This is a genomic window from Bacillus sp. CFBP9009, from assembly GCF_036541465.1.
GTDB lineage: Bacteria > Bacillota > Bacilli > Bacillales > DSM-1321 > Peribacillus.
On sequence record NZ_JAZHFU010000030.1, the window covers coordinates 18103 to 28872 of the forward strand.

A 10770-nucleotide genomic window follows, 5' to 3' on the forward strand; every position below is an offset into this window, starting at 1 on the left:
AGTTGTGAACCTAGTATATCACCCCATGACATGTTGAACAACTTAAAATTTTCAGAATTTTTAGATTGGATTTTACTTTACATAAAAAGAAAAGATGATTTGTTCTTCACCTTTTCTTAATTTCCCCATTATGATATAGAGCATTAATAGTTTGTGTAGGTTCATAATCTACATATAATCTGTTACGATTTGAATCAATCTTTTCAAGTAACTGTTCCAGCTCTAATAAAGGTCTATCAACCGCCTTGTTCTCATTTGATATATTGTAGAGAAGTGCCTCCAGAGCGTTTAGATTCATATCTAATCTTTCACGATTAAAAAGGTCATTTAGCACTTTTAATAAACGCTATAAAAGAGTAATGAAGTAAAATTCTTCTAGCAACATCATTCTCAACTGATTTTTCAAATACATTTTTCTGTACTCTTCAAATTCCTGCAAATAAATAGTTCGTTTATCTTTCCAACAATTTAAGAACTCAATTCCAATTGCACCATGATTGTCAGTAAATGTTGTGAATCTTTCCTGAAAAGCTCTTGTTTTTACTGACAACAAAGAAAAGGCCTCCCACAGTAAACTGTGGGAGGCCTTCAACTTTAAAGATATTCACATGTTTGGTGAGCATTCATTCTGAATCCTCGTTAAACCCCTTTATTAAGGGATTTAGGCGATGATTACATCATGCCGCCCATGCCGCCCATGCCGCCCATATCAGGCATGCCCATGCCGCCGCTGCCTGCCGGTTCTGGTTTGTCAGCAACAACAGCTTCTGTTGTTAAGAACATAGCTGCTACAGAACCAGCGTTTTGTAGAGCTGAACGAGTTACTTTAGTAGGATCAACGATACCTGATTCGATCATGTTCACCCATTGTCCAGTAGCTGCGTTGAAGCCAGTGCCTACTGCTTCGCCTTTAAGGCGCTCTACGATTACAGAGCCTTCAAGTCCAGCATTGTGAGCGATTTGACGAACAGGCTCTTCGATGGCACGAAGAACGATTTTCACGCCTGTTGCTACGTCGCCTTCCGCTTGAATTTCAGCGATTTTATTGTATACGTTAAGAAGTGCTGTACCACCACCGGCTACGATACCTTCTTCAACAGCGGCACGAGTGGAGTTCAATGCATCTTCAATACGAAGTTTACGTTCTTTCAATTCTGTTTCAGTAGCTGCACCGACTTTGATTACCGCTACGCCACCAGCTAATTTAGCAAGGCGTTCTTGTAATTTTTCACGGTCGAATTCAGAAGTTGTTTCTTCTAATTGAACACGGATTTGGTTTACACGAGCTTGAATTTGAGCTGTATCTCCAGCGCCTTCAACGATCGTTGTATTTTCTTTTGTAACAACCACTTTAGACGCACGGCCTAATGAATCGATTGTTGCAGATTTAAGATCAAGACCGATTTCTTCAGTGATTACTTCGCCGCCTGTAAGAGCTGCGATGTCTTCAAGCATTGCTTTACGACGGTCACCGAATCCAGGAGCTTTAACCGCAACAGCATTGAATGTTCCACGAAGTTTGTTCACAACAAGAGTTGCAAGCGCTTCGCCTTCTACATCTTCAGCAATCAATAATAGCGGTTTACCTTGCTGAACAACTTGCTCAAGTACAGGAAGGATTTCTTGGATATTCGTGATTTTTTTATCTGTGATCAAGATATATGGATTCTCAAGGACCGCTTCCATTTTATCTGAGTCAGTAACCATGTATGGAGATGCATATCCGCGATCGAACTGCATACCTTCTACTACGTCCAATTCAGTTGTGAAACCTTTAGACTCTTCGATTGTGATGACGCCGTCGTTACCAACGCGCTCCATTGCTTCCGCAATCAGTTGGCCCACTTCTTCATCAGCTGAAGAGATGGCAGCAACTTGTGCGATTGATTCTTTGTTTTCAACAGGTTGGGAAATGGCTTTCAATTCTGCGATTGCAGTATTGACCGCTTTCTCGATTCCTTTACGGATACCCATTGGGTTAGCACCAGCTGTTACGTTTTTAAGACCTTCGCGGATCATCGCTTGTGCAAGAACCGTTGCAGTCGTTGTACCGTCACCAGCTACGTCGTTTGTTTTGCTTGCTACTTCAGCAACCAATTTCGCACCCATGTTTTCGAATGCATCTTCCAATTCGATTTCTTTAGCGATCGTCACACCGTCATTAGTGATAAGCGGTGAACCGAATTTTTTCTCAAGAACCACGTTACGACCTTTTGGTCCAAGCGTTACTTTAACTGCATCTGCAAGTGCGTCCACACCACGAAGCATGGAGCGGCGAGCTTCTTCACTAAATTTAATTTCTTTAGCCATTTATAAGTACCTCCCTAAAATTTTAAGAAAATTTTCGTTCAGTTAAGTATGATGTATAATTAGCCGATAACAGCTAGAATGTCGCTTTCACGTAAAATTAAGTATTCAGTGTTTTCGTATTTAACTTCAGTACCTGCATATTTTGAGAAGATAATTAGATCGCCTTGGGCAACCTCTAAAGCAACACGTTCGCCATTTTCAAGGACACGGCCAGTACCAACAGCTACTACCTTACCTTCTTGTGGCTTTTCTTTAGCAGTATCAGGAAGAACAATACCGCTTGCAGTTTTTTCTTCAGTTTGAACTAGTTCAATAATAACGCGATCACCTAATGGTTTTAACAAGTGAAACAACCTCCTCATATTCTCTTGATAATTTGTTACATGATTATTAGCACTCTTCATCATCGAGTGCTAACACATTTATAATATTAAATAAACCGAGCCTTTTTTGCAAGTATCTTATTGAAAATTTTTTATTAATTTCTGATAAATTACGGGTAAACTACTTTAGCATAATGATTTCCTTAACAAAGTTATTTAAATGTTATGTTAAGGGTACCTTTAAGTGGTGTTCTGCCTCAATTTTTGATACCATTTTGGAGTATGCGTTTATAGCTTGTCCCCATATCAGGAACGTTCCGAGCGGAATGGGTGACTATAAAAGGAGTTTTCATTTTTGAAAAAAGAATATTGGTTCGTCATCATCACCTATATTGCCATGCAATTATCCAGTATTGTTGGGGTACCCATTTTCATGCTGATCGGGTCTTATACCGGAATGCCGGCTGATGAACTCCAAGTGAAATCTGCAGCATACTGGATAGTTTTCAGTTTTCTCGCTGCTTTATTCTTGATTCTTTTTTTAATGAGAAAAGATATGAGGGAAAAGTTGGACACGAGAAATCAAACTTCCGTTTCGATGTCCATATTATGGGCAATTGCAGGAGTGTTCATGGCTCTTTTTGCGCAAAGCATTGCCGGCAGCATTGAACAAATGCTTGGGGTGGAGTCTGAATCTGAAAATACGCAGCAACTCATTTCACTCATTTACAAAGTCCCCATGGTCATTTTCGTCACTTCAGTAATTGGACCTATATTGGAAGAATTAATTTTCCGGAAAATCATTTTCGGATCACTTCATAAACGCTTTAACTTCTTTATTTCAGCTCTAATCAGCTCAGTTATTTTCGGCTTGGCGCATGGTGAATTTGAACATCTTCTTTTATATACGGCAATGGGCTTCACTTTTGCTTTCCTTTATGCAAAAACAGGTCGCATTCTCGTATCAATGAGCGCTCATATTGCGATGAATACGCTTGTTATCATCCTTCAAGTGGTATATCGGGAGGATATAGAGAAGATGATAGATACTGCACAGGCCTTCATCGGAGGTTTATTATGAAACGTCAATCACCCTTATTCATGGGCATCATCTATGCAGGCTTAGGAGCTCTTTTTACCGCTATCGCGATTCAAACCGTCAATTCTTCTGGATGGGGGCTCTTCGCCTACATACTTGTCCTTATTGCGACTCTTGACTTTGGATCGGGCTTACGCATGATCATGCTGCACTTTAAGATTAAAGCCGCACAAAAAAATAAGAAAAAATAAAAAAAACGCTGCAATGATGCAGCGTTTTTTTCATTCCTCCAAAGCGGCTTCTTCCACTACAGGATAATGTTTCAGGAAGTAGATGAGCGACTGAAGCTCCACGGCCAGGTCAATGTGGTGAACCCTAATGGATGCAGGCACGGTCAGCCTTGCAGGTGTAAAATTCAATATTCCTTTTATATCTGCTTTGACTAGACGATCGGTTATCGTCTGGGCTACCTGTGCAGGCACTGTCAATATAGCCGCAGTGATATTATTTTCCTGCAATAGTGTATCGATTTGATCCATATGATAGATGGGCACATCAGCTATTCGCTTGCCGACTTTTTCTTCAGAAACTTCGAAAGCCATTTCAATTTTTGTATTATTATTTTTCATGAAATTGTAATTTAAAAAAGCGGTTCCTAAATTTCCTACCCCGATTAAAGCGACTTTGGTCAATTCATCTTGATCTAGTGTTTTCCTAAAGAAGGATAATAAATAATTGACATTGTAGCCGTAGCCTTTTTTCCCAAGCGCGCCAAAGTAGGAAAAATCACGGCGTATGGTGGCAGAATCCACTTTTACAGCTTCGCTTAGCTCTGCCGAGGAAACTCTTTGTTTGCCTGAGGAATGTAAGTTCTTTAAAAATCGATAATACAATGGCAACCTTTTGGCTGTTGCCTGCGGTATCTTTGGGTCATGGTTCATTGTTCTTCCCCGCCTTCACACATGCTTTTCAACTTAATCTCTATCTGTTTGTTTTACTTGTCTTTTATAATCGTTACTGGAAACTCCGCCTGTTTTCTCCACTAAGAATGTAGGCCCGATCACCATTCCCTTATCAATGGCCTTACACATGTCATAAACAGTCAAGGCAGTCACGGATGCAGCTGTTAACGCTTCCATTTCCACACCTGTACTCCCTTTTGTCTTAGCTTCCGTTTCAATCCTAAGCCTGTATCCTTGTTCTTCTTTTTCCCACTCAAAGGCTATATTGACCCCTTGCAGAGCAATGGGATGGCACATCGGAATGATATTGGATGTATTTTTGCTGGCCATTATTCCTGCAACCTGTGCAACAGCCAGTACATCACCTTTTTTCATTTTCTGGTTCGTGACCAATTCATATATTTCATCATTCAATAAAATGCTCGATTGAGCAACTGCCGTCCGGGTTGTTTCAGGCTTATCACTCACATCGACCATTTTGGCCCTGCCCTGTTCATTAAAATGCGTTAAGTCTCCCATTTAAGTAACCCCTCCTAAATCATACACTATTATTCCACTTTATGTAACAGCTTTTGTTTACCATGGAACCAAGCTGTTGCCGATAATAACTAAAATACGTTACACTAACTATAATCAATTGAGGTGAAATCTATGATTTTATTACAAATCAATCAACTATCGAAATATTATGGAGCTGAACTTATTTTATCAAATATGAAGCTCGAAGTTCAAAATAAAGATCGAATTGCACTTGTCGGCCGAAATGGCGCCGGAAAATCCACTCTGCTAAAAATAATAGCCGAGCAGCTTTCCCATGATGGCGGTGAAATTATCAAACCAAAAGGCGTCACTATCGGCTATATGGCCCAGGATACGGGATTGGAATCCGAACTGACCATTTGGGATGAGATGCTGACTGTATTCACGGACCTTATAGAGCAGGAAAAGGAACTGCGTCGCCTTGAGGCTGATATGGCCAGACCTGACATCTTTGAAAACGAAACGATTTACCAAAAAGTGCTGAATGAATACGACACTTTGATGGTGGCATTCAAAGAGAAGGGCGGTTATCAATATGAAGCGGATATCCGTTCCGTATTGCATGGTCTTCAGTTTGCTGACTTTGACTATTCTACCCCAATTTCCACTTTAAGCGGCGGGCAAAAAACAAGGCTTGCATTAGGAAAGCTGCTTTTAAGGAAACCGGATATATTGATTTTGGATGAGCCGACGAACCATTTGGATATCGAAACCCTAACTTGGCTTGAACAATATTTACAAAGCTACCAGGGAGCTGTGCTCATTGTTTCCCATGACCGCTATTTTTTAGATAAAGTAGTAAACCTGGTATATGAGATTTCCCGGAATAACATGAAAAAATACCATGGTAATTATAGTTCTTACCTAGAGGGAAAAGCGGAAGATTATGAGCGGGACATGAAACTGTTCGAGAAACAGCAAGGGGAAATCGAAAAGCTTCGCGACTTTGTCCAACGTAATATCACAAGGGCTTCCACCACGAAAAGAGCACAAAGCCGACGCAAACAGCTCGAAAAGATGGATGTATTGGACAAGCCGCAAGGTGATGAAAAATCCGCGAATTTTTCTTTCCAGATTGAAAGGCAAAGCGGAAATGAAGTACTCCACCTCCAGGACTTGGCTATCGGATACGAAGGGGAAACGGTATCAAGGAATATAAATTCCCGGATGACAAAAGGAGAGAGCATAGCTCTTGTTGGCCCAAATGGAGTTGGCAAATCAACTTTATTGAAAACGATCATTTCTAAGCTGCCTGCACTTTCTGGGGAGTTCCGTTTTGGAACGAACGTAGAAGTCAGCTACTACGATCAAGAACAGGCTAACCTTGTTTCCAATAAACGCGTACTCAATGAATTATGGGACGACTATCCCCTTAAACCGGAAAAGGACATCCGTACCGTACTCGGTAATTTCCTATTTAGCGGGGACGATGTTTTGAAAACCGTTTCCACACTAAGCGGGGGCGAAAAGGCTCGGCTTGCTCTAGCCAAAATGATGATGCAAAAAGGTAATTTTTTAATTCTTGATGAACCAACGAACCATTTGGACCTCGATAGTAAATTGGTGCTTGAAAACGCATTGATCGATTATCCGGGAACTATTCTTTTCGTCTCACATGACCGTTATTTCATAAATCGGATAGCAACGAAAGTGATAGAGCTCTCCAAAGACGGCAACGAAGAATTCCTCGGTGATTATGATTACTATTTAGAGAAGAAACAGGAGCAAGCGGAAATCCAAGCACTTGAACAGCAGGATCAGGCTAAAACTTTAGATGCAGCTGTAGAAAAAACAAATTACAAAATTGATAAAGAAGCAAAAAAAGCAGAACGCCAGCGAAAACGGCGCATTGAGGAAATCGAGGCAGCCATGGAGCGTCTTGAAACCGAAATAAGCGAATATAATGACCTCCTTTGCGATCCAAATGTTTTTCAGGACCACGAAAAAGTGATGGAAGTCCAAACAAAGCTTGATAATGCACAGGAAAAATTGGACCAGCTGCTCGAAGAATGGGCTGAACTGGAAGAATGACAAAAGACCGGGTCAATCGACTCGGTCTTTTTCACTTCAAATTAAAAAGTTATCCACAAACTTGTTAACAAACCACTTACCGTTCATTAGCCAATAATTCGAGTTATACACATTATCCACAGAAACATATCCACTTATCCACAAAAACACCGCTTTATACACATGCAGTATGATGATCAAAAAAACTTTATCCACAGAATATTCTATTATTTTATTAACACGATAAAGAAGACAGGATGCCGAAGTGTGGGATCCTGTCTTCTCGTCAATTAAAATGCTTCTATATCCAATCCAGGATTTCCGTTCAAATCCAAACCAGATCGTTTTCCTTTTTCAAACATGACACTGCCAGCAGCACCGATCATGGCGGCATTGTCCGTACAAAGATAGAGGGGCGGAATGGATATATCCATAGGTAAATCCTTAAAAGCTTCCGTTAATGCTTCCCTAAGGCCTTTATTTGCCGCAACTCCTCCAGCAAGCAATACCTGCTTCACATTATATTCCTTTGAAGCTTTTACAGCTTTCATTACAAGCACTTCTATCACGCTTGCTTGGAAACTTGCCGCTAAATCTTTAGGTTCGATTTTTTCCCCGCGCTGTTCTGCATTATGCAAAGTGTTGATCACCGCCGATTTCAACCCGCTGAAAGAAAAGTCATAGCTGCCATCCAACCATGCCCTAGGCAGTTTCAAAGTTGGTGAGCCTTCTTGCGCAAGCCTATCGATATGAGGACCGCCAGGATAAGGGAGCCCCAATGTTCGAGCCACTTTATCATACGCCTCTCCTGCTGCATCATCCCGCGTCTCCCCTATCACCTTGAACGAACCTGGCTCTTCTAAAAGCACCAATTCCGTATGACCTCCCGAAACGACTAAAGAAAGCGCAGGATATTCGATCTCCTGAATAAGCCGATTTGCATAGATATGACCAGCGATATGATGCGTACCGACAATCGGTATTCCATGTGCGAAAGCTACAGCCTTCGCCGCATTCACGCCTATTAATAGTGCCCCAACAAGGCCGGGGCCTTCTGTAACGGCAATGGCATCCAAGTCTTCATATGTCACACCGGCTTGCAGCAGTGCTTCTTCAAGAACAATCGTAATTTGTTCTACATGATGACGGGAAGCTATTTCAGGGACGACACCGCCAAAACGTTTATGGCTTTCGATTTGTGAAGCCACGACATTACTAAGTATCTCCGTACCATTTTTTATGACAGCTGCCGCAGTTTCATCGCAGCTGGTTTCAATACCTAATATAAATTGATCTTTTTTCATGAAAAATTCACCCACATAACATAAGCATCTTCTTGATTGTCTGTATAATAATTTTTTCGGATTCCGCCCTTTTGGAAACCTAGTTTTTCATAGAGCGAAATGGCTACTGCATTACTGACACGGACCTCAAGCGTCATCCTCACCACACCCATCGAAATGGAGATTTCTATCATCTTCCTGAGCAGAGCTTCTCCTAGCTTTTGCCCTCGGTATTCTGGCAATATCGCTATATTGGTAATGTGCGATTCATCAATGACGATCCAGGCACCGCAATAACCGGCGACTTTACCTTCATCCTCTATCACCATGTATACAGCATATTGATTATGATTCAATTCATTAAAAAAAGCTTCCCGGCTCCAAGGCAAAGTAAAGGACTGCTTTTCCACGTTTAGCACTTGGTCGATATCTTCCGTATTCATCTTTCGGAACGTCAATGTTTTACTCATAATAATCGGTCGCTTTCCTTGTTTATTTCCCCTGCTGTTCAAGCCACTTAGCTTCTGCTTCAGCCATGCGGATATAATTCGGTACAAACTGGTGAACATCCACTTCAGTCTTATCAAGACCAATGAAGGCCAGTTCGCTTGGCCTTGAATTATATGACTGTACCGGAGCAAATACCGCCAATTCCCCTAATGCATCCGTAATTGCATCCCGATGGATGTCCACATCTTGACCAACAAATAAAACAGGACGATTTAATTCCTTCAATTGATTCGCCCACTCAGAGGATAGAATATTACAATCTTCAATGACTGTCTTTAAAGAGTCCTTTTCCATTTCATATAATCCAGTATAAATCTGCCCTCTTCTTGCATCGAACAAGGGAGAGATCACCCCGTTAAAATAACGACCATTAGCTGCTAAAACCTCTAAGCTGGAAACACCTGATAAGGGAATTTGAAGCGTCCAGGCCAAGCTTTTAGCTATCGTCACTCCAATCCTGACCCCTGTATATGAGCCTGGACCTTGAGCGACCACTATCTTAGTCAGTTCTTTCGGTTTAGTATCACAATCCCTCAGCAGTGTCTCAATTGCCGGCATTACCCGCACCGAATGATTTTTCTTTAGGTTCGTCGTATACTCACCAATTACTTGATTCTCATTTACCAGTGCAATCCCTAATGTAAAATTCGATGTATCTATAGCTAAAACCTTCATCAAATAATCTCCTTACATAACTTTACATATCGTTCGCCTTTGGCTTCCAAAACAATACGCCGGCTGGTATCGCCCAGACGATAGATATAAATGGTCAAGATTTCCTCTGGAAGGTGATCCTTTATTAAATGGGCCCATTCAACGACAGTCACACCATCACCATCAAAATATTCATCAAAGCCTAGATCTTCTTCCGATTCACTTACCCGATAGACATCCATATGATATAAAGGCAAGCGACCCATGTATTCCTTTATTATCGTAAAGGTAGGGCTATTCACCATTCTGGTAACACCTAATCCTTTAGCCAGCCCTTTTGTGAATGCCGTCTTCCCTGCACCCAAGTCACCTTCTAAAGCCAGCACATCTCCACTGGAAAGCTTTTGAGCCAATCTATGCGCAAATTGCGCTGTTTCTTTCTCACTCTGAGAAATCCATTCAACATGTTGCATATATCAATCACCTTTATCATTATTAGGAAACGTCCTATAGTTCATGTCTAGAACCATAAACGCCATAAACGCAATATTATGGAACGAAAACCATTCTATATGTAGTTTACCTTGTTTCAAAAGAAGAAACAAATAAGTTAGGGACATAATTATTCGAATTTTAGATAAAACAAAAAAACGAAACCTAAGTTTCGTTTTTTTCATGATTGCGGGGACAGGATTTGAACCTGCGACCTTCGGGTTATGAGCCCGACGAGCTACCGGACTGCTCCACCCCGCGACGGTATAAATGTTGCTTTTATAAATATAGTATTCCCATTTATTAAAAAAGAATACAATGATTATAGCTTGGCGGCGTCCTACTCTCACAGGGGGAAACCCCCAACTACCATTGGCGCTGAAGAGCTTAACTGCCGTGTTCGGAATGGGAACGGGTGTGACCTCTTCGCTATCGCCACCAAACATTTAATCTTTTTAGCACATTTATTATCATACCATGTATGAAATCAAAATGCAAGAAGAAATTTTCATTCCTTCAAAACTAGATAATAATAAGAAGGTATTTCATTTTTTTAAAGCGTTGGTTAAGTCCTCGATCTATTAGTATCAGTCAGCTCCACATGTCACCATGCTTCCACCTCTGACCTATCAACCTGATCATCTTTC

At 41.1% G+C, this 10770-nt stretch carries 12 protein-coding genes, 1 tRNA gene and 2 rRNA genes; 3 read left to right on the top strand and 12 right to left on the bottom strand.

The window, feature by feature from the left end; all coding sequences use genetic code 11:
- Positions 1–346 precede the first annotated feature (346 nt).
- The 3 genes from V3595_RS27585 to groES form a co-directional block, all read right to left on the bottom strand.
- Positions 347–553: a hypothetical protein gene (locus V3595_RS27585; RefSeq protein ID WP_485911056.1), complete on the bottom strand. Its 207-nt coding sequence runs from the start codon at positions 551–553 to the stop codon at positions 347–349.
- A gap of 119 nt (positions 554–672) precedes the next feature.
- Positions 673–2310, bottom strand: coding sequence for a chaperonin GroEL (gene groL / locus V3595_RS27590; RefSeq protein ID WP_214751236.1), 1638 nt, complete (start codon positions 2308–2310; stop codon positions 673–675).
- A 59-nt stretch (positions 2311–2369) separates the two neighbouring features.
- Complete coding sequence (gene groES / locus V3595_RS27595) at positions 2370–2654, bottom strand: co-chaperone GroES (protein ID WP_101225604.1); 285 nt, start codon at positions 2652–2654, stop codon at positions 2370–2372.
- Between the two features lie 334 nt (positions 2655–2988).
- Between groES and V3595_RS27600 the strand changes: the two genes are divergently transcribed.
- Both V3595_RS27600 and V3595_RS27605 read left to right on the top strand, forming a co-directional pair.
- Positions 2989–3714, top strand: a complete 726-nt coding sequence (locus V3595_RS27600) for a CPBP family intramembrane glutamic endopeptidase (protein WP_350300966.1) — start codon at positions 2989–2991, stop codon at positions 3712–3714.
- A complete protein-coding gene (locus V3595_RS27605) occupies positions 3711–3923 on the top strand; it encodes a YdiK family protein (protein ID WP_034306342.1) in 213 nt (70 codons plus the stop codon). The genes V3595_RS27600 and V3595_RS27605 overlap by 4 nt, the downstream gene beginning before the upstream one ends.
- 30 nt (positions 3924–3953) lie before the next feature.
- Here V3595_RS27605 and V3595_RS27610 read toward each other — a convergent pair whose 3' ends face one another.
- Positions 3954–4613, bottom strand: a complete 660-nt coding sequence (locus V3595_RS27610) for a redox-sensing transcriptional repressor Rex (protein ID WP_402906749.1) — start codon at positions 4611–4613, stop codon at positions 3954–3956.
- A gap of 33 nt (positions 4614–4646) precedes the next feature.
- Positions 4647–5153: a cyclic pyranopterin monophosphate synthase MoaC gene (gene moaC, locus V3595_RS27615; protein ID WP_485911059.1), complete on the bottom strand. Its 507-nt coding sequence runs from the start codon at positions 5151–5153 to the stop codon at positions 4647–4649.
- A gap of 132 nt (positions 5154–5285) precedes the next feature.
- Between moaC and V3595_RS27620 the strand changes: the two genes are divergently transcribed.
- Positions 5286–7205, top strand: a complete 1920-nt coding sequence (locus tag V3595_RS27620) for an ABC transporter ATP-binding protein (protein ID WP_485911061.1) — start codon at positions 5286–5288, stop codon at positions 7203–7205.
- A gap of 269 nt (positions 7206–7474) precedes the next feature.
- On the opposite strand, the gene tsaD is transcribed toward V3595_RS27620, so the two are convergent.
- The 7 genes from tsaD to V3595_RS27655 form a co-directional block, all read right to left on the bottom strand.
- Positions 7475–8488 carry a tRNA (adenosine(37)-N6)-threonylcarbamoyltransferase complex transferase subunit TsaD gene (gene tsaD / locus V3595_RS27625; protein ID WP_485911063.1) on the bottom strand — a complete coding sequence of 338 codons (1014 nt, stop codon included), beginning with the start codon at positions 8486–8488 and terminating at the stop codon, positions 7475–7477.
- Positions 8485–8937, bottom strand: a complete 453-nt coding sequence (gene rimI, locus V3595_RS27630) for a ribosomal protein S18-alanine N-acetyltransferase (protein WP_485911065.1) — start codon at positions 8935–8937, stop codon at positions 8485–8487. The genes tsaD and rimI overlap by 4 nt, the downstream gene beginning before the upstream one ends.
- 22 nt (positions 8938–8959) lie before the next feature.
- A complete protein-coding gene (gene tsaB, locus V3595_RS27635; protein ID WP_137020241.1) occupies positions 8960–9652 on the bottom strand; it encodes a tRNA (adenosine(37)-N6)-threonylcarbamoyltransferase complex dimerization subunit type 1 TsaB in 693 nt (230 codons plus the stop codon).
- The gene (gene tsaE / locus V3595_RS27640) at positions 9652–10104 is read right to left on the bottom strand and encodes a tRNA (adenosine(37)-N6)-threonylcarbamoyltransferase complex ATPase subunit type 1 TsaE (RefSeq protein WP_485911067.1); all 453 of its coding nucleotides are present in this window, start codon (positions 10102–10104) and stop codon (positions 9652–9654) included. Before tsaE ends, tsaB begins: the two co-directional genes overlap by 1 nt.
- A gap of 206 nt (positions 10105–10310) precedes the next feature.
- Positions 10311–10384 (bottom strand) — tRNA-Met (locus V3595_RS27645).
- A 66-nt stretch (positions 10385–10450) separates the two neighbouring features.
- Positions 10451–10566: ribosomal RNA gene (gene rrf, locus V3595_RS27650) — 5S ribosomal RNA — on the bottom strand.
- 118 nt (positions 10567–10684) lie between these two features.
- Positions 10685–10770 (bottom strand): 23S ribosomal RNA (locus V3595_RS27655); the annotation flags it as partial.

Excerpts from the sequence above, each read along its gene's own strand:
- rimI (WP_485911065.1), bottom strand. The coding sequence starts at position 8,937 with ATGAGTAAAACATTGACGTTCCGAAAGATGAATACGGAAGATATCGAC.
- moaC (WP_485911059.1), bottom strand. The coding sequence starts at position 5,153 with ATGGGAGACTTAACGCATTTTAATGAACAGGGCAGGGCCAAAATGGTC.
- V3595_RS27605 (WP_034306342.1), top strand. The coding sequence starts at position 3,711 with ATGAAACGTCAATCACCCTTATTCATGGGCATCATCTATGCAGGCTTA.
- tsaE (WP_485911067.1), bottom strand. The coding sequence starts at position 10,104 with ATGCAACATGTTGAATGGATTTCTCAGAGTGAGAAAGAAACAGCGCAA.
- V3595_RS27620 (WP_485911061.1), top strand. The coding sequence starts at position 5,286 with ATGATTTTATTACAAATCAATCAACTATCGAAATATTATGGAGCTGAA.
- V3595_RS27610 (WP_402906749.1), bottom strand. The coding sequence starts at position 4,613 with ATGAACCATGACCCAAAGATACCGCAGGCAACAGCCAAAAGGTTGCCA.
- groL (WP_214751236.1), bottom strand. The coding sequence starts at position 2,310 with ATGGCTAAAGAAATTAAATTTAGTGAAGAAGCTCGCCGCTCCATGCTT.
- tsaB (WP_137020241.1), bottom strand. The coding sequence starts at position 9,652 with ATGAAGGTTTTAGCTATAGATACATCGAATTTTACATTAGGGATTGCA.
- tsaD (WP_485911063.1), bottom strand. The coding sequence starts at position 8,488 with ATGAAAAAAGATCAATTTATATTAGGTATTGAAACCAGCTGCGATGAA.